The organism is Nocardiopsis aegyptia (genome assembly GCF_013410755.1).
GTDB lineage: Bacteria > Actinomycetota > Actinomycetes > Streptosporangiales > Streptosporangiaceae > Nocardiopsis > Nocardiopsis aegyptia.
The window spans coordinates 3,340,721-3,358,760 of record NZ_JACCFS010000001.1; the positions used below are offsets into that span (position 1 = coordinate 3,340,721).

Below are 18,040 nucleotides of genomic sequence, written 5' to 3' on the forward strand. Positions count from 1 at the left end.
AAACCTCGCCCAAAGCGTCACCCACGTGTCCGGACACGACAGACCACACTCATCCACCACGCAACCTCCGCCCTGCTCACGCGGAACACCGACCGGTCGCGGAGCGAGACAACGCCGTCTCCGCCGACGACGAAGGGAACGCCCCCTGTGGATGCCATCAACGCGGGCATCGTCGCCTTCAGCGACGGGCTCTGGGCCTGGCTGCTCATTCCTGCCCTCATCATCCTGAGCCTGTACTTCACCGTGCGATCGGGCGCGGTGCAGTTCCGGATGATCCCCGACATGTTCCGGGCGCTGCGGAGCGATCCCGGCCTCGCCGCCGACGGCGGCAGACCGATCTCCGCCTTCCAGGCCTTCGCCGTCTCCGCCGCCGCCCGCATCGGCACCGGCAACATCGCGGGTGTGGCCACCGCGATCGCCCTCGGCGGACCCGGAGCCATCTTCTGGATGTGGGCCATGGCGCTGCTCGTCGGAGCCGCGAGCTTCGTCGAGTCGACCCTCGCGCAGCTCTACAAGGTCGGGAGCAAGGACGGATACCACGGCGGCCCCGCCTACTACATGGAATACGGACTCCGGTCACGCTGGATGGGCGTGCTCTTCGCCGTCATCATCACCGTGACCTTCGGTTTCGTGTTCACGAGCGTGCAGAGCAACACGATCTCGTCCGCCGTGGCCACCTCGGTCTCGACCGTCTCCGGCACCGAGAGCCCGGCCTGGCTCGCCCCCGCGATCGGCGTCGTCCTCGCCCTCGCCACGGGAGTCATCATCTTCGGCGGGGCACGGCGCATCGCCCGAGCGGCGGCCCTGATGGTGCCGTTCATGGCCGGGATCTACCTCCTCATGGGCCTGGCCGTGGTCGCCCTGAACATCGGCCAGATCCCCGCGGTGCTGACCGACATCGTCACGCACGCCTTCGGGCTCCGGGAGATCGCGGCGGGCGGACTCGGCACGGCCATCCTGCAGGGCATGCGGCGCGGCATGTTCTCCAACGAGGCGGGCCTGGGGTCGGCCCCCAACGCCGCCGCCAGCGCCGCGGTCAGCCACCCGGTCAAACAGGGCCTGGTCCAGACCCTGGGCGTCTACTTCGACACCCTCGTCGTCTGCTCGGTCACGGCCTTCATCGTGCTGCTGTCGGACCCCACCTACACCGAGGAGGCGGGCCCGACCCTGACGCAGAACGCCCTGGAGGGCAACCTCGGACCCTGGGCGCTCCACCTGCTGACGCTGATCATCCTGCTGGTGGCCTTCACCTCGGTGCTCGGCAACACCTTCTACGGAGCGGCCAACATCGCCTACCTGACGTCGAGCCCGAACGCCATGACCGTGTTCCGCCTCCTGGTGGTCGCGGTGGTCTTCCTCGGCGCGATCGGCTCCGGCGGCCTGGTGTGGACACTGGCCGACAGCACCATGGGCATCATGGCGCTGGTGAACCTCGCGGCTCTGGCCCTGCTGGCGCCGGTCGCGTGCCGCCTGCTCACCGACTTCGTCCAGCAGCGCAGGCAGGGCCTGGACCCGTTCTTCGCCAGGGACACCATGCCCGACGTCACCGGCGTGCAGTGCTGGACGGAGGAGGACCTGCGCCACCTCCGGGCGCCCCTGTCCAAGAGCTGACCGCCGACGACCCGTACCGCCCGCCGCCGTCACCCGCGGCGGCGGGCGGTACAGCCGTCCCGGACCGACGCCCCGGGCACGCGCACGCGGGCCCTCCCGGACGGGGTTTCGGACGGTGGAGCCGGGGACGACGCTCGTTCCACGCGGCGCGGACCGTCCGGCACGGAAGGGCCCGCGTTGTCCACAGGGGGGTGGGCACGCCCGCGGGAGTGCGGCACACTGACGGGGTGCCCGCATCCGCCCCGCTCCGGTTGCCACGCGCCTCGGTGTTCGCACCTGCCCCGCCCCGGCTGGCGCGTGCCCTGGTGTTCGCCGGGGCATGCGTCGGCGTGTCCGCGGGCGGCCACGCGCTCTCCTCCGGGCACGGTGTGGCCCCGGCCGGCGTCGTGGCGGGCTTCGCCCTCGTGCTGGCCGCGGCCCACGGGCTCGCCCAGCGCGAACGCGGCCTGGGCGCCGTCACCGCGCTCATGCTGTGGTGCCAGCTGGCACTGCACCTGCTGTTCTCCGTCACCGGGTCGGAGGCGGCGGCGACCGGTGCGCACGCCGGGCACGCGACCGCCGACGCGGTCGGCGGCCTCGCCGGATCGGGTCTCGGTCCGGGCATGCTCCTGGCCCACACGGCGGCCGGTCTCGCGTGCGCGTGGTGGCTGCGCCAGGGCGAGCGCAGCGCCTTCGACCTCCTCGGGCTGCTCCGCGGCCTGTTCCGACGGCTCCTCACCGTGCCGTCCCCGGTGCCGCCGCCCCTGCCACGGCCCGTCGTCCCCGCGCGGCCGCGGGCCCCACGCCGTGTCGGCGGCGTGCCCTTCCTGCGCCACGTGCGCGTCCTGCGCGGTCCGCCCGCGCCCTTCCTGATCTGAGACACCACCCGGCCGGGCCATGCGCCCGGTCCCCCGTCGGCGTACCCGCCGACGCCCCCACCCGTGCCGACGGCCCCCGCGCCGCTCGGCGCCCTGTCCAGGAAGAACGCACACGTGAGCACAAGAACCCCCGAACACCCCGAACCTCCCGCCTCCTCGGACGCCCGCACGGACGAGGCGGGGACCGAGTCCGCGGCCCCGCGGCCCGGAGCACGCCCCACCTGGTCCGCGCTGCGCCGCCTGCTCCTGCGCCTGCACTTCTACGCGGGGATCCTCGTCGCCCCCTTCGTCGTCGTCGCGGCCCTGACCGGGCTGGTGTACGTCTACACGCCACAGCTGGAACAGGCCCTCTACGCCGAGCAGCTGCGCGTCGAACCCGGGGACGGCGCCGTCTCCCTGGAGCGGCAGGCCGCCGCCGCGGCCGAGGCCCATCCCGACGCCGAGCTGAGCGCCGTCCGGCCGGCCACGGCGCCCGACGAGAGCACCCGGGTGCTCATGAACGCCGACGGCCTGCCCGACGGCCACCTGCTCGCGGTGTTCGTCGACCCCCACGACGCCACGGTCCTGGGCGACCTCACCAGCTACGGCAGTTCCGGCTCGCTCCCGGTGCGGTCGTGGCTCGCCGAGCTGCACCGCAGCCTCCACCTGGGCGACGCCGGCCGCCTGTACAGCGAGCTCGCCGCGAGCTGGCTGTGGGTGGTCGCCCTCGGCGGCCTGGTCCTGTGGACCACCCGGCGGCGGCGCGAGCGCCGACTGCGCCGGATCCTGCTCCCCGACGCCTCCGCCACCGGCCGGGCGCGCACCATGTCCTGGCACGGTTCCGTCGGTGTCTGGGCCCTCGCCGGGCTGGCGCTCATCACCGCGACCGGTCTGACCTGGTCGCAGTACGCGGGCGGCAACATCTCGCAGATCCGCGAGGCCTTCCACTGGCAGACTCCCGCCCTGTCGGCCGCGGCCGACACCGAGCACGCCGCACACGAGGACCACTCCGGCCACGGGGACCACGGCGACCACGAGGGCCACGGCGCCTCCGCCACCGACCTCGACGGCGCACTGGCCGCCGCGCGCTCCGCCGGACTCGACGGACCGGTCGAGATCGGCGTCCCCGTCGCCGAGGGCGCCCCCTACACGGTGAAGGAGACCGTGCGCAGCTGGCCGGTCCAGCAGGACCAGGTGGCGGTGGACGCCGCCGACGGCACGGTCGTGGAGGAACTGCGCTTCGACGACTTCCCGCTCATGGCCAAGCTCACCAACTGGGGCATCGGCTTCCACATGGGGCTGCTCTTCGGCCTGCCCAACCAGCTGCTCCTGACCGCCCTGGCCCTGTCCGTACTGGCCATGGTGTTCTGGGGCTACCGGATGTGGTGGCAGCGCCGCCCCACCCGGGCCGGCGCGTTCGCGATGGGCCGCCCGGTCCCCCGCGGTGCCGGGCGCGCCCTGCCCTGGTGGTGCGTGGCCCTGCTCGTCGCCTGCGCGGTGGGAGTCGGAGTGCTGATCCCGGTGCTGGGGGTGTCGCTGCTGTGCTTCCTCGCCGTCGACACGGCCGTCGGCCTCCTGCGCCGGCGGCGTGACCGACCGCACGCGTCGGTGGCGCCGCCGTCGGCCTGAGCATCCGGCTCCGAGCTGCGAAGATGAAGGAAGCCTCATCCCCGTTTCATGTGCGCGCCGAGGGCGTGCGCCAGGCTCGACGAGTATGAGATCACCCTTCCTACCGCTGCTCGCGGCGGCCGTGGCGGCCCTCCTGGCCGTGGGGGCCCTGGCGTGGTGGCTGACCCCGTCGGAGTCCGTGTCCAGCCATCCGGAGGAGGTCGTGGTGGGTGAGTCGCCCGGAACGGAGCGGTCCGGACCGGGCGGCCCCCGACCGCCCTCCTCCGGGGACCCGGGCGGCGACGTCGTGCCCGCCCCGCCGCCGGTCACCGACGGCACGGAGCCGCCCGGCGCCACCGACCCGTCGGCCGGCCCCGGTCCCACCGGCCCGGCCGCGACCGACCCGCCCGCCACCGCGTGCGGCGGCGACGATGACGATGACGACGACTGCGGGGCGGACGACGATGACGACTGAGTCCCCGCCCGGCACGGACGCGAGCGACACGGCGCTCTTCCCCACCATGGTCCTGCGCGGGCCCCTGCCCGAACCGCGGCAGAGGCGCCGGATCCCGGCCCGCCTGCTCATCACGGCCTGGGTGGTACTGCTCATGGCCGCCGTGCTCTCCCTGGTCACCGTCGTCACCTGGCGCGCGGTCGAGACCAAGGTCGGCGAGCGGGTCGACCGCGCCCTCTCCCAGGAGATCGGCGAGTTCCAGGAGTTCGCCCAGGCCGGGACCGACCCCGACTCCGGCGCGCCGTTCACCGACGTCCCCACCCTGCTCAACACCTATCTGGCACACCAGTACCCGGACGACTCCGAGATCCTCTTCGGCTGGGTGGGCGACGCGCCCGGCACCGCCCCGGGTGCGGGCGGCGCACCCGCCGGATCCGAGGACGGACGCATCCGGCAGGGTCAGGAACCGCCCTTCGACCTGTCCGCCGAACCGGACATGGTCGCCGAGATCCTCGGCTCCCCCGATGCCCGCGGCCGGGCACAGACCCCGGCGGGGACAGTGGAGTGGCAGCGCATCCACGTCGTGCTCCCGGGCGAGGGGACCGACGGCTGGTTCGTCATCGGCTACTTCACCGCCGAGGACCGGGAGGTCGTCGCCTCCACCACGGGCACGGTCGCCCTGGTCAGCGCGGTCGGTCTCCTCGCCGCGGCCACCGCCGCCTGGTGGGTGGCGGGCCGGGTCCTGGCCCCCGTGCGCCTGGTCCGCCAGGCCGCCGCGCACATCACCGAGGAGGACCTCACCCGGCGCATCGACGTGTCCGGGCGCGACGACATCGCCGCGCTCGCCGAGCAGTTCAACAGCATGCTGGACCGCCTGGAGGGCGCGTTCACCGAGCAGCGCAGGTTCGTCGACGACGCGGGCCACGAGCTGCGCACCCCGATCACCATCGTGCGCGGCCACCTGGAGCTGATGGGCGACGACCCCGAGGAGCGCCGCGAGGTGGTCCGCCTGGTGACCGACGAACTCGACCGCATGGGCCGGATCGTCGAGGACCTGCTGCTGCTCGCCAAGGCCCAGCAGCCCGACTTCGTCCGGGCCGTCCCGGTCTCCCTCGCGGAGCTGACCAGCGACATCGACGCCAACGTGCGCAGGCTCGGCGACCGCGACTGGCAGCTGGAGTCGGTCGCGGAGGGCGAGGGGGACCTGGACGCCCAGCGCGTGGCCCAGGCCGTCGTCCAGCTCGCCGCCAACGCGGTCCGCCACACCGAACCGGGGTCGGTCGTGCGGATCGGTTCCGCGCTCGACCGCGACCACGTCCTGTTCTGGGTCGCCGACCAGGGCCCGGGGATCCCCGCCGAGGAGCACGGCCGGATCTTCGAGCGCTTCTCCCGGGGCGGCGGCTCGGCCCGCGGGGACCGGGGCGCCGGCCTGGGGCTGGCGATCGTCCGCGCCATCGCCGAGGCCCACCACGGACGCGTCGACCTGCGCTCCGCACCCGGCGCCGGATCCACGTTCACCCTCGTCATCCCCCACCGGAAGGAGCTCGTGTGAGCCGTGTGCTGATCGTCGAGGACGAGGAGCGGATCGCCTCCTTCGTCCGCAAGGGGCTGACCGCCAGCGGCTTCACCGCGACGGTCGTGGGGACCGGGGGCGAGGCCGTCGACTACGCGGTCACCGGGGGTTTCGACCTCATGCTCCTGGACCTGGGACTGCCCGACACCGACGGCTTCGACGTGCTGCGGCGTGTCCGCGCGCTGGGGGTGGACATCCCCGTGGTGATCCTCACCGCCCGCGACGGCGTCCGGGACACGGTCACCGGCCTGGAGATCGGCGCCGACGACTACGTCACCAAACCGTTCCGCTTCGAGGAGCTGCTGGCCCGGGTGCGGCTGCGGATGCGGACCGAGCGGCCCGGCGCCCTGACCGTGCTGGAGGCGGGCGGCCTCTCCCTGGACCTGCGCACCCGCCGGGTGTCGGTGGACGGGAGCGCGACGGACCTGACGGCACGCGAGTTCGCCCTGTTGGAGCTGCTGATGCGGCACCCCGGCCAGGTGCTCACGCGGCAGCAGATGCTCTCGCACGTGTGGGGCTACGACCACGACCCCGGGTCGAACGTGGTGGACGTCTTCGTCCGGACGCTGCGGCGCAAGGTGGGCCAGGACCGCATCATGACGGTGCGGGGCATGGGGTACCGGCTCGACGGGTGACCCGAAGATGAGGGTCTCCTCATGTCGGACTCATGGACTCCTCACCGTCGGTCACCACGATGGTCACCATGATCTGGTTCGCGCTGGCGGTCGACCTGACCGCGATCACGCTGTTGTCCTACGCCCTCTACTTCCGCCGCCACGGACGGCGCGACCTCCTGCTCGCCTACGTGGCCCTCAACACCGGGATCTTCGGTGTGGTGGCCATGCTGACGAACCAGGAGGTCGGGATGGCGGTCGGCTTCGGACTCTTCGGTGTCCTGTCGATCCTGCGGCTGCGGTCCGACCTGATCAGCCAGGGGGAGATCGGCTACTACTTCACCGCCATCGCGCTCGGCCTGGTCAACGCCGTCGCGATGTCGGCGCCCTGGGTCCTGCTGGGCCTCAACGCACTGCTGCTCGCCGTCATGTACGTGGCCGACCATCCGCGGCTGCTCTCCCGCCACCGGCGGCGGATCCTCACCCTCGACGTCGTCCACGAGGACCCGGTGGCGCTCCGCCAGGACCTGGAGGCCCGGCTGCGCGGGCGCGTCCAGCGCGTGGACGTCACGGAGGTGGACTACGTCCGCGACCTGATGGTGGTCGACGTCCGGTACCGGGCGGCCGAGGAGGTCGACGCGCTCGCGGGGCGGACCGTGCGGTTCCCGGTCCCGGCCTGGGCGGGAGGGCGCCGGTGAGCCCGCTGACGGCGGCCCTGGACGGCCTGCGCCCGATGCCGCTGGCGGAGGTGGACGCCCGCGCGGCCCTGCTCTCGCGCACGTGCCGCAAGTACCTCGTCCCCGTCGACCTGCTGCCGACGCTGTTCGCCGGTGCCGGGGAGCGCAGCGGGGTGCTCGCCATCGACGGACGGCGCGTGTTCCGGTACTCATCGACCTACCTGGACACCCCGGACCTGGGCACCTTCCACGACCACCGGCGGGGCCGGCGGCTGCGGTTCAAGGCGCGGGTGCGCGCCTACGTGGACACCGGGACGCGCGTGTTCGAGGTCAAGCTCGAAGGGCCGCGCGGGGTCACCGACAAGGTGCGCATGGCCTACGACGGCCCGGCCGACCGGCTCACCCCGCGGACCCGGGTGTTCGTGGACGACGTGGTGGGCGCCTACGGGATGGACCCGCCGGACCGGCTGGCGGCCAGCGCGGTGACCGACTACCGCCGGTGCACGGTCGTGGCGTTCTCCGGTGCGGAGCGGGTGACCGTCGACACCGGCCTGGTCGGCTACCGCGGCGGCCGGTGCGTGCGGATGCGCCCGGACCTGGCGCTGCTGGAGGTCAAGACGCGGGGCGGGCTCACCCCGACCGAGCGCCGCCTGCACGAGCACGGCAACCGGGCGGTCGGCTTCAGCAAGTACGGCGCGGTCCTCGCCGCGCTCGAACCCGGGCTACGGGGCCACCGCTGGCACCGCGCCATGCGGACGTGCCTGGGGACGCCCGGCGCGATCCGCCCGGGCGAGGGCCCGTGGGCCTAGGGAGTGTTTCTTGAGGGCTTTCGGGTGAGCGAGCGGTCGTCAGGCCATCGCTCGCAAGACGATGTGCGGAGTTCAGCCTGGTCGTGCTGCACGAGCGCAGAGGCGCAGCGAGGGGGCCCGGCGGCCGCGAGCCCGGCATGCTGCACAGAACACGACCTCGGGAGGCGGGTGCGCGGCGGACGCGGGAGCGCGACAGGGGTGGCGCGCGACAGGGGTGGCGCGCGGCGGGGGTGGCGCGCGGCGGGGGTGGCGCGCGGCGGGGGTGGCGCGCGGCGGGGGTGGCGCGCGGCGGGGCGGGCGTCCGCGGGTCTAGGATCCGGGGATGCTCATCATCGGCTTGGTGTTCGCCCTCGTGGGCGCGCTCGTCCACGTGTACATCTTCGTGCTGGAGTCGGTCCTGTGGACCACTCCGCGCGCCCGCGCGGTGTTCGGCACGAGCGAGGAGAGTGCCCTGGCGACCCGGGAACTCGCGTTCAACCAGGGCTTCTACAACCTCTTCCTGGCGGTGGCCGTGGTCCTGGGCACGGTGCTCGTCGGTATGGGGCTCACGGCCTCCGGGGCCGCCCTGGTCTACGCCGGGGCGGGATCGATGGTGCTGGCGGGCACGGTGCTCGCCGTCTCGTCACCGGCCAAGCTGCGTGCCGCGCTGATCCAACTCGCCCCTCCCCTGGCCGGAGTCGTGCTGCTCACGCTCGGCCTGGCCGGGTGAACCGCGGACCGCGCGGAGTGTGAGAGCTGGCGTGGGGTGTTTCACGTGAAACACGGCGGCCACCGTCCCGTATCCGAGCGGGACGGTGGCCTGTCGCCGGTTCCCTCCGCTACGAGGGGAACGCGCGACGTTCTCGATGTTCCCAGGACCGGCGCCCGCAGTCACGGAGTCCCCGCATGACTGGGCCGGCGCGAACGGCGCCAGGGCTCCGTCGTCGGGGCGGGAGCCGGGTTGCGGGGCCCTGGAACCCGACCGGCGTACCGGGCGTCGGACCGGGTGACACGGCCCATGACCACTGGAGCGCACATGACCTCTCCGGCCGCCGCCGAGCGCCTCTCCCGGGCCTTCCGCTCCCTGGACACGGCGGGCGTCATCGCCCGCGAGGACTTCGGCTGGGGGCGCGGCGACGGGCCGACCCTCATGTACGACGAACGCGAGAAGCACGCCCCCGAGGCGCGCGGCTTCGTCCACGACGCCGTCGACCGCGGTCCCGGACTGCTCTTCTACGGAGTGTTCACCGACCAGCCGCGGCAGGACCCCGAGGAACAGGCCGCGATCGGCCGCGAGGTGGTCGAGGCGCTGCGCGCGCGGGGCCTCGAACCCTCGTGGGACGGCAGTCCCCGCCAGGCCATCGAACTCACGGAGAGCGCGTGGGAGCGGCGCGACCCGAGCGAGCGCGCCGACGGCGGGACCGAGGCCCCCGCTCTGCGTGTGTCCTTCCAGGACACGCGCCTGGACCACGGGGGCCTCCGCGGGCTCCCGGGCGAAGGCGTCCTCGTCCACGACCGGAGCTGGCGCGAGCTGATGTACCGGCTGTCCCCGGCGACGAACTCCTGGATGTCGTTCGTCTCCCCCGACCGGAAGTGCGTCCAGATGGCGTGGGAGCACGGTCCGCGCCTGAGGGTGGAGGTTCCGTACGCGGCGGAGCGGGCGACCCGGTTCCTCCACCTGCCCCTGGACCAGGCCGAACAGGTGGTGGCCGCGCTGGCCGACGAGGGGCGCCTGGCCCTCGACCGGTTCGGTGAGCCGGAGGTCGAGCCCTGGTCGGTGTGAGGCGCGACGGCCACATGACCGACGGCACCGGCCCGGCGGACCCGTTCAGCGGTGCGGGTCCGCCCCCAGCAGTCCGTCCAGCAGCGTCAGGATGGTGGCCCGCAGTTCCTCCGGCGAGGGCGGCGACGCCGAGCCGGCGCCCGCCAGCGCGTCGAAGAGAACACCCTCGCTCCAGTGGGCGAGGACTCTGGCGTGCCGTTCCGGCTCGGCCGACCCCAGCGCCGCCATCAGGCCCGTGATCATCCGGCGGAACCGGAGCCCCAACCGGTCGTAGACCTCGCGGAGTTCGGGACTGCGCCCGGCCTCCAGCGCCAGCTCGAACCGGGCCAGCGAGCGCGCCCGGTCCCGCGTGTACGCCGTGTGGAGGAAGTCCGCCCCCAGGCTCGCCACCGTGGCGCGGTCGGGCGCGCGTCCGGCTCCGGCCCCGGACGCGCGCAGCTCCCGCAGGGAGGGCTCGGACTCCTCCTGCTCCACCAGCCAGGTCAACGCGGCCTCGATCAGCCGGGCCCGGGTGCGGGCGTGGTACGAGGTCGAGCCGGCCGGCAGCCCCGCCGCCTCGTCCACCGCCCGGTGCGTGAGCCCGCGCAGCCCCCGTTCGGCGATCAGCTCCAGCGCCGTCCGGGCGATCAGCTCCGCCCGCGTGCCCGTCTGCGGCATACAGCGCCCTCCCACAAAGATCTCTACACCTGTAGAGTACAGGCACTACAGGTGTAGAGATCGGAGTCGGCATGCGAACGGCAGTGATCATCGGCGGCGGGATCGGCGGGCTGGCCGCGGCGCGAGCCCTCACCCGGCGCGGCTGGCGGGTCCGGGTCCTCGAACGGGCCGAGGCGGTGGAGGGCCTCGGCGCGGGCCTGGCCATGGCACCCAACGCGCTGCGTGCCCTGGACACCCTCGGCCTCGGCGACGCGGTCCGCTCCCGGGGTGCCGTCGGCTCGGCGGGGATCCGTACGTGGCGCGGACGCTGGATCCTGCCCACCGACGCGGAGGCCCTGCGGCGGCGCTTCGGCGACACCATCGTCGTCCTGCCGCGCGCGGAACTGGTCGACCTGCTGGGCGGCGGTCCGGTGGCCGAACTCGTCCACACCTCCGCCGAGGCCGAGCTGATCGATCCCGGCGGCCCCGTCCGCCCCGCCCGTGTCCGCGCCGACGGCCGCGAGCGGACGGCCGACCTGGTGGTGGCCGCCGACGGCGTCCGGTCACGGACCCGCGCACGCCTCTTCCCGCCCGCCGCGGGCCATCCCGGCCCGATCTACTCGGGGAGCACGACCTGGCGCGTGATCGCCCCGGGCGTCACGGTGAAGGAGGCGGGCGAGTCCTGGGGCCCTGAGGGACTGGTGGGGCTGATGCCCCTCGCCGCCGGCGGGACGTACTTCTACGCCATGGCCCGGCTGCTCGCCGGAACCCCCTCCCGACCCGTCACCCACCATCGCCCCGCGGCGCCACGCGAGGGGCAGGGGCTGCCACCCTCGACCGACGAGCACGCCGAACTCGTCCGGCGCTTCGGCCACTGGCACGACCCGATCCCCGAGGTCCTGGCCGACGCCGACCCCGGCGCCGTCCTGCGCAACGACGTCTGGCACCTGCCCGACCCGCCGCCCGCCTACCACAGCGGACGGGTGGCGCTCCTGGGCGACGCCGCGCACGCCATGACCCCCAACCTCGGCCAGGGCGCGTGCATGGCGGTCGAGGACGCCGTCACCCTCGCCCACGCGGTCGGCGCGGGCCCGGCGGACACGGACCTGCGGGAGGCCCTGGCGGCGTACACGGCGGCACGCCTGCCGCGTGCCGCTGGCTTGGTGCGGCGCTCCGCGGCGGTCGGCCGGATGAGCTCCCTGCGCCACCCGATGGCCCGCGCCCTGCGCGACACCGGGATCCGCCTGCTCGACCGGGTGGCCCCGTCCCTGTTCTACGGCCCGCTGGAGGACGTTTTCGGCTGGCGCCCGCCCGCCGACTGACCCCGTACCCCTCCGGTCGCCGACGGACGCGGCCCGCGCCAGGGGTCAGCGCTCGGCGGCGACCCGGGCGCCCTCCCCGTACCAGGGCCACCACTCCACCGTGCGCCCGTGCGGGAACATCCGGTCCAGACGGATGGTCACCCGCAGCGCGAACCCGCCGGCGATCATCCCCGCCACCAGGTCGGTGAACCAGTGGAAGTGCAGGTAGATGGAGACCGTCGACTGCAGCAGCGCGATACCGACGATGCAGAAGGCCAGCCCGCGGATCACGTGCGGCCGGGCCGCGCCGAACCTGATGATCAGGAACAGCACCAGCCCGTAGATGAGGATGGCGTTGGCCCCGTGGCCGGACGGAAAGGCGACGTTGCCCGGTCCGGCGAAGAAGTCCGGGTCGAAGTTCTTGGCGTGCCCCCGGCTGGAGGCGAGCTTGATGACCGAGACGAACGACATCATGCCGAACACCCCGACCGCGCCCAGGACGATCGGCCGCCAACTTCGGTGCCAGTACGCCAGCTGGACCGCGGTGACCCCCAGGACCGGCAGCGCGACCATACGGGAGGCCACGGTGTCCGGCCAGAAGATCAGCGGTTCGCGCAGCAGGTCGTAGAAGGGCCTGGGCAGTTCGTTGAGGAAGTTGTCGACCGGGTGGAGCGGCCCCGCCGCGAGCATGGTCATCACGATGAGCGCCACGGCCAGCATGATGGCGATCCGGTCCGAGGCCAGGCCCCATGCGATCTCGCTCACACTCGGCCACTTGACCGCGCGCACGACGGGTCGCCCCGGGGCGTCGTTCCGTACGCGGACGACCGGGATCGGCCCGCTGTAGGGCCCCGCGACCGGGGCCTGTCTGTCATGTGGTTGCGTGAACTGCCTGGACCGCAGGTGCCGGGTCCGCGAAGAGTGCGTCATGTGCTCAGTGCTGTCTCACATGTCGTGGGCTTGCCTGTGGCACTTGGTTAGCGCGGGGGCACTGGCCAGCCGATGCTGTTGGAACTGATCCTGACGTCCTCAGGGCCGACTCGGGATGCGTGTGGTCGGCGGTGGTACCGCCTCACCCCGTTCGACGGTCGAACCTTCGGACCGGTTCACGTTTTCGTGTCCGGCCGCTGGCAGGCTCGACGTCCAAGGCGACCGGTCGGCGGCGCGTCGGGCGCCGATTTCCGGTCTGTACTCGTATGCGCAGGTCAGGGCGCTCTCATCGGATCCGCCTTCCGTGAGACCGATCACCCACGGCAGGAGGCGGACATTGCCGACAGATGAGCCTACCTGGACACTCCTTCCAAGTGGGGCCGTGCTCGACCAAGTGTGACCCTTCCACCACGGACTTTGCCCGCCGCTCCCGGAGTCGACCGCGACGGTTCACCGCTGTGCGACCGTTTCGTGAGCGTTCCGTTAGCGCTTCGAGGCCTGGGGTCCGCTCGACCCGTGCGCGTGTGGCACTCTTCAAGGAGCTTGTACGACGTGGAGAGGACCGGCCGGCGCGCGGAGCGCGTGAGAGTCGAGGAACGGAAGGGCCCTGGATGGTCGACCTGCCCCGGTTGCCGGATGATCCCTCGAAGCTGGCGCGTGAGCCGCTCCGGGAACAGATCCGGCAGGTCCTGGTCGAGGGTCTGCTGTCCGGCCGCTGGAAGCCCGGCGAGCGGATCGTCGAGCGCCGCATCGCCACCGAGCTGAAGGTGAGCCAGGCGCCGGTCCGCGAGGCCCTGCGCGAGCTGGAGACCCTGCGCCTGATCGAGACCGTGCCCAACAAGGGCGCCCGCGTGCGGGCGTTCGGGGTGCAGGACATGGCGGAGATCTACCCCGTCCGCGCCGGCCTGGAGCTCGTCGCCGCCCAACTGGCCGCGCCCCGCCTGGCCGAGGACGCGAGCCGGCTCGAACACGAGGTCGAGGCGCTCAAGCGGGCGACCGCGCGGGGCGACGTCTCCGAGCAGATCCGGCACAGCGTGGAGTTCCACCGCGAGGTGGTGCGCGCCGCCGACAACAGCGTGCTGCTGCACACCTGGGAGTCGCTGGGCGTGGAGGTGTGGACCGCGCTGTCCGTGCGCTGGCTCAACATGCAGCTCCACGCCAAGGCCGCCGACCACGACCAGATCACCCGGGCCTTCCGCGAGGGCGATCCCCGGGTGGGCCAGATGCTCAGCGACCACGTCCTCAACTACGTGGAGGCGGCGCTGCAGTCGCACGGCGGCACGGGCTGAGCCCAGTGGACCGTCCGCTCCGCGCCGTATGCGCCTGACCGGCCCCGTCGCACCGAACTTCGGTGATCTACCGTAAAGTCGTATTGATCGATCATCGATCAGACCGTAGAGTATGCGCGACGCACGTCACACGGACACGCGCGTGCCCCTCGGGCGGCGGAGTCGTTCATCCGGCCGGTGGACGAACCCTCGCGCCCGACACTGCCACGCCGACAGGCACATGCATAGGGCAGGACAGACCGGGAAGCAATGCGGTCAGGGGTCCGGGCGACAACTGCACACCAGACCCCATCAGCGCTTCGCGTCCGGGGAGGACGAGCCACGGTCCCCGGGACGCGCCCCGCAACAGCCACAAGAGCGTCGCCACCGTTTGAGCCCGGTGGCGTCGCACGTCACGGCCGCGCCCGACAGCGCGGCCACGACGGGCCCCGCGTACCCGCCCCACAGGACGGGGACGGGAGGCCTCTCGCACGAAGAAAGGCACACCATGGCTGACACGGCCAAGCCGAAGGGCGGCACCGCCCGGGCCTCAGCGTCCCGGCGGCGCGGCCGCAAGGACACCTCCCCCGGCCTCGGCGACGAGAAGCCGGAGGTGCTGCTCGACTACTACCGCCAGATGGTGTTCGTCCGGCAGTTCGAGCAGCGCACCGGCCAGGCCTACACGCAGGCCCGGATCGGTGGCTACTGTCACCTCAACCTCGGTGAGGAGGCGACGGTCGTCGGACTGATGACCGCCCTCCAGGAGCGCGACTACCTGTTCACGAACTACCGTGACCACGGGTACGCGATCGGCAAGGGCATGGACCCCAAGCGGGTCATGGCCGAGCTCTACGGGCGCTCCGACGGCGTGTCCAAGGGCTGGGGCGGCTCCATGCACATGTACGACACCGAGACCCGGATGCTCGGCGGGTACGGCATCGTCGGCGGGCAGCTCCCGCTGGCCACCGGTGCGGCGCTGGCCATCTCCTACCGGGGCGGCGACGAGGTCGTCATGTGCCAGATGGGCGACGGCACCACCAACATCGGCGCCTGGCACGAGTCGCTGAACATCGCCAAGCTGTGGAACCTGCCCATCGTGTTCGTGGTGATCAACAACTTCACCGGCATGGGCACCACCGTCGAGATGTCCTCGGCCGAGCCCGATCTGTACAAGCGCGGCGCCGCCTTCCGCATCGAGGGCGAGCGCGTGGACGGCCGCGACGTGCTGGCCGTCCGCGACACCGCGAGCCGCCTCATCGAGCGCGCCCGCACCGAGCAGACGCCGTTCCTGCTGGAGGCCTGGAGCTACCGGCAGAAGGGCCACTCCGTCGTCGACCCGGCCAAGTACCGCACCGAGGAGCAGCGGGACGAGGCCCGGTCCGAGGAGAACGACCCGATCCGGATCTTCGGCGAGAAGCTCGCCAAGGCGGGCCTGCTCACCGACGAGCAGCGCGACGAGATCAACGCGTCGGTCAAGGCCGAGGTCGCCGAGGCCGCCGACTTCGCGGAGAACAGCCCGCACCCGGACGTGTCCACCCTCTTCGACTACACGTACGCCAGCCCGGTGCCCAACGAGTCGCGGCGCATGCCCGCCGACCCGGTGTTCGCAGAGTAGAGAAGGAACGAGCACATGTCTGTGATCACATACCGCCAGGCTCTGCGGGACACGCTGCGCGCCGAGATGGTCCGCGACGAGAACGTCCTCGTCATGGGCGAGGAGATCGGCGTCTTCGAGGGCTCCTACAAGATCACCGAGGGCCTCCTCAAGGAGTTCGGCCCCCGGCGGGTCAAGGACACCCCCATCGCCGAGGAGGGGTTCGTCGGCGCCGCGATCGGTGCGGCCATGCTGGGCCTGCGCCCGGTCGTCGAGCTGATGACGATCAACTTCTCGCTGATCGCCATCGACCAGATCATCAACCACGCCGCCAAGATCTACGGGATGTTCGGCGGCCAGACCAGCGTCCCCATGGTCATCCGCACCCCCGGTGGCGGCGGCCAGCAGCTCGGTGCCACGCACTCGCAGAACATCGAGCTGTTCTACTCCTTCATCCCCGGCCTCAAGGTGATGGCGCCCAGCACCCCCGCCGAGGCCTCGTCGATGCTGCGCGCGGCCATCCGCGACGACGACCCGGTCCTGTTCCTGGAGAACCTGGGCCTGTACAACTCCAAGGGAGAGGTCCCCGAGGGCTACGCCGAGCCCTCGAACGACAACGTGGCCACGATCGGCCGCGCCGGTGTCACCCGTGAGGGCAGTGACATCACGCTCATCGGCTACTCCCGGATGGCCATGGTCGCCACCCAGGTCGCCGAGAAGCTCGCCGAGGAGGACATCAGCGTCGAGGTCGTCGACCTGCGCAGCCTCCGGCCCCTCGACCGCCAGACGTTCGTGGACTCGGTGAAGAAGACCGGTGCCGCGGTGATCTGCGAGGACGACTGGCTGACCTACGGGATCGGCGCGGAGATCGCCGCCTCGATCCAGGAGGGGGCCTTCGACTACCTGGACGCCCCGGTCCGCCGCGTGGCCATGGCCGAGGTGCCGATGCCCTACGCCAAGCCGCTGGAGACGGCGGCCCTGCCGTCGGTCGAGTCGATCAGCACCGCCATCAAGGAGACCCTGAGCGCCGTCGGCAAACGGGTCGGGTAGAGGGAGTTTCAAGCATGAGCGAAATCCAGATGCCGCGCCTCTCCGACACCATGGAGGAAGGCGTCATCAGCACGTGGGTCAAGAAGGTGGGCGACAAGGTCGCCGCCGGTGACGTCCTGGTCGAGATCGAGACCGACAAGGCCGTCATGGAGTACGAGGCCTACGAGGACGGCTTCCTGGTCAAGCAGTCGGTCAACGAGGGTGACACGGTGCCGATCGGCGCGGTCATCGGTGTGATCGCCGACTCCCCCGACGCGGAGGTGGCGGACTCGGCTCCGGCCGCCCCCACCGAGCCCGCCGCCAAGGAGGAGGCCCCGGCCGAGCAGCCCGCTCCCACCGAGGCGGCCGAGCCCGCCGCGCCCGCTCCGGCGGCCGAGGAGTCCGGTGCGTCCGGCGACGGCGAGGGGCCGCGTCCGCGCACCTCTCCGCTGGCCCGCCGCCTGGCCAAGGAGTACGGCCTCGACATCACCCGGATCCAGGGCTCGGGCCCCAAGGGCCGGGTCGTGCGCGCCGACATCGAGGCCGCGGCCAAGAACGGTGCCGCCGCCGAGGCTCCGGCGGCCGCCGCTCCCGCGGCGCCGGCCGCGGCGGCTCCCGCCGCGCAGGCTCCGGCCTTCGACGACGGGCGCGCCTCCGAGGAGCTCAAGGTCAGCAACGTGCGCAAGGTGATCGCGCGCCGCCTGACCGAGAGCAAGCAGCAGGTGCCGCACTTCTACCTGCGCCGCACGATCGACGCCGAGGCCCTCAAGGCCTTCCGCGCCCAGATCAACGAGCAGCTGGCGAGCACGGGCGCCAAGATCAGCTTCAACGACCTGATCGTCAAGGCCTGCGCGACCACGCTGAAGCTGCACCCGGCCGTCAACACCTCGTGGGTGGACGACAAGCTGCTCCAGCACCACCGGGTGAACGTCGGTGTGGCCGTGGCCGTCGACGCCGGCCTGGTCGTGCCGGTGCTGCACGACACCGACAAGGCGACGCTGTCGGAGATCTCCACGCGCACCCGCGAGCTGGCGGGCAAGGCCCGTGACGGCAAGCTGAAGCCGCAGGAGATGAGCGGCGGCACGTTCAGCGTGTCCAACCTGGGCATGTTCGGCGTGGACAGCTTCTCCGCGGTCATCAACCCGCCGGAGGCGGCGATCCTCGCGGTCGGCGCGATGCGCCAGGAGGCCGTGGTCGTGGACGGCGAGGTCGCCGTGCGCAACCGCATCTCCCTGGAGCTCTCGGTCGACCACCGCGCGGTGGACGGCGCCGTCGGCGCCGCCTTCCTGAAGGATCTGGCCGAGATCCTCGAGGAGCCCATGCGGATCATCCTGTAGT

17 protein-coding genes are annotated in these 18,040 nt (G+C 72.5%); 15 read left to right on the forward strand and 2 right to left on the reverse strand.

What is annotated here, in order from left to right; all coding sequences use genetic code 11:
* The first annotated feature begins 147 nt into the window (after nucleotides 1-147).
* From HNR10_RS14970 to HNR10_RS15015, 10 genes are all read left to right on the forward strand, one after another.
* Nucleotides 148-1,611, forward strand: a complete 1,464-nt coding sequence (locus HNR10_RS14970; RefSeq protein ID WP_179824107.1) for an alanine/glycine:cation symporter family protein — start codon at nucleotides 148-150, stop codon at nucleotides 1,609-1,611.
* Nucleotides 1,612-1,838: 227 nt separating this feature from the next.
* Nucleotides 1,839-2,468: a hypothetical protein gene (locus HNR10_RS14975; RefSeq protein WP_312889272.1), complete on the forward strand. Its 630-nt coding sequence runs from the start codon at nucleotides 1,839-1,841 to the stop codon at nucleotides 2,466-2,468.
* Nucleotides 2,469-2,582: 114 nt separating this feature from the next.
* Nucleotides 2,583-4,076, forward strand: a complete 1,494-nt coding sequence (locus tag HNR10_RS14980) for a PepSY-associated TM helix domain-containing protein (RefSeq protein WP_312889273.1) — start codon at nucleotides 2,583-2,585, stop codon at nucleotides 4,074-4,076.
* 85 nt (nucleotides 4,077-4,161) lie between these two features.
* Entirely contained in the window at nucleotides 4,162-4,530 is a 369-nt protein-coding gene (locus tag HNR10_RS14985; RefSeq protein WP_179824109.1) for a hypothetical protein, read from the forward strand.
* Entirely contained in the window at nucleotides 4,520-6,061 is a 1,542-nt protein-coding gene (locus HNR10_RS14990) for a sensor histidine kinase (RefSeq protein WP_179824110.1), read from the forward strand. Before HNR10_RS14985 ends, HNR10_RS14990 begins: the two co-directional genes overlap by 11 nt.
* Nucleotides 6,058-6,717, forward strand: a complete 660-nt coding sequence (locus tag HNR10_RS14995; RefSeq protein WP_179824111.1) for a response regulator transcription factor — start codon at nucleotides 6,058-6,060, stop codon at nucleotides 6,715-6,717. The genes HNR10_RS14990 and HNR10_RS14995 overlap by 4 nt, the downstream gene beginning before the upstream one ends.
* Before the next feature lie 68 nt (nucleotides 6,718-6,785).
* A complete protein-coding gene (locus HNR10_RS15000; protein ID WP_179829755.1) occupies nucleotides 6,786-7,394 on the forward strand; it encodes a DUF4956 domain-containing protein in 609 nt (202 codons plus the stop codon).
* 35 nt (nucleotides 7,395-7,429) lie between these two features.
* Complete coding sequence (locus HNR10_RS15005) at nucleotides 7,430-8,182, forward strand: polyphosphate polymerase domain-containing protein (RefSeq protein ID WP_179829756.1); 753 nt, start codon at nucleotides 7,430-7,432, stop codon at nucleotides 8,180-8,182.
* A gap of 322 nt (nucleotides 8,183-8,504) precedes the next feature.
* A complete protein-coding gene (locus HNR10_RS15010; RefSeq protein ID WP_179824112.1) occupies nucleotides 8,505-8,891 on the forward strand; it encodes a DUF1304 domain-containing protein in 387 nt (128 codons plus the stop codon).
* 306 nt (nucleotides 8,892-9,197) lie between these two features.
* Nucleotides 9,198-9,944, forward strand: a complete 747-nt coding sequence (locus HNR10_RS15015; protein WP_179824114.1) for a DUF6891 domain-containing protein — start codon at nucleotides 9,198-9,200, stop codon at nucleotides 9,942-9,944.
* Nucleotides 9,945-9,989: 45 nt separating this feature from the next.
* Here HNR10_RS15015 and HNR10_RS15020 read toward each other — a convergent pair whose 3' ends face one another.
* Entirely contained in the window at nucleotides 9,990-10,601 is a 612-nt protein-coding gene (locus HNR10_RS15020; protein WP_179824115.1) for a TetR/AcrR family transcriptional regulator, read from the reverse strand.
* A gap of 71 nt (nucleotides 10,602-10,672) precedes the next feature.
* Between HNR10_RS15020 and HNR10_RS15025 the strand changes: the two genes are divergently transcribed.
* Complete coding sequence (locus HNR10_RS15025) at nucleotides 10,673-11,902, forward strand: FAD-dependent monooxygenase (RefSeq protein WP_179824116.1); 1,230 nt, start codon at nucleotides 10,673-10,675, stop codon at nucleotides 11,900-11,902.
* A 45-nt stretch (nucleotides 11,903-11,947) separates the two neighbouring features.
* Here the strand turns inward: HNR10_RS15025 and HNR10_RS15030 are convergent, their stop codons facing one another.
* On the reverse strand, nucleotides 11,948-12,670 hold the full coding sequence (locus tag HNR10_RS15030; RefSeq protein ID WP_312889274.1) for a phosphatase PAP2 family protein: 723 nt from the start codon (nucleotides 12,668-12,670) through the stop codon (nucleotides 11,948-11,950).
* 752 nt (nucleotides 12,671-13,422) lie between these two features.
* Between HNR10_RS15030 and HNR10_RS15035 the strand changes: the two genes are divergently transcribed.
* The 4 genes from HNR10_RS15035 to HNR10_RS15050 all read left to right on the forward strand — a co-directional run bounded on the left by HNR10_RS15035 (nucleotide 13,423) and on the right by HNR10_RS15050 (nucleotide 18,039).
* Nucleotides 13,423-14,100, forward strand: a complete 678-nt coding sequence (locus tag HNR10_RS15035) for a GntR family transcriptional regulator (protein WP_179824118.1) — start codon at nucleotides 13,423-13,425, stop codon at nucleotides 14,098-14,100.
* Between the two features lie 487 nt (nucleotides 14,101-14,587).
* On the forward strand, nucleotides 14,588-15,694 hold the full coding sequence (pdhA, locus tag HNR10_RS15040; protein ID WP_179824119.1) for a pyruvate dehydrogenase (acetyl-transferring) E1 component subunit alpha: 1,107 nt from the start codon (nucleotides 14,588-14,590) through the stop codon (nucleotides 15,692-15,694).
* A 15-nt stretch (nucleotides 15,695-15,709) separates the two neighbouring features.
* Entirely contained in the window at nucleotides 15,710-16,723 is a 1,014-nt protein-coding gene (locus HNR10_RS15045) for an alpha-ketoacid dehydrogenase subunit beta (protein ID WP_179824120.1), read from the forward strand.
* Between the two features lie 14 nt (nucleotides 16,724-16,737).
* Nucleotides 16,738-18,039 carry a dihydrolipoamide acetyltransferase family protein gene (locus HNR10_RS15050; protein ID WP_179824122.1) on the forward strand — a complete coding sequence of 434 codons (1,302 nt, stop codon included), beginning with the start codon at nucleotides 16,738-16,740 and terminating at the stop codon, nucleotides 18,037-18,039.
* Nucleotide 18,040: the final 1 nt, after the last annotated feature.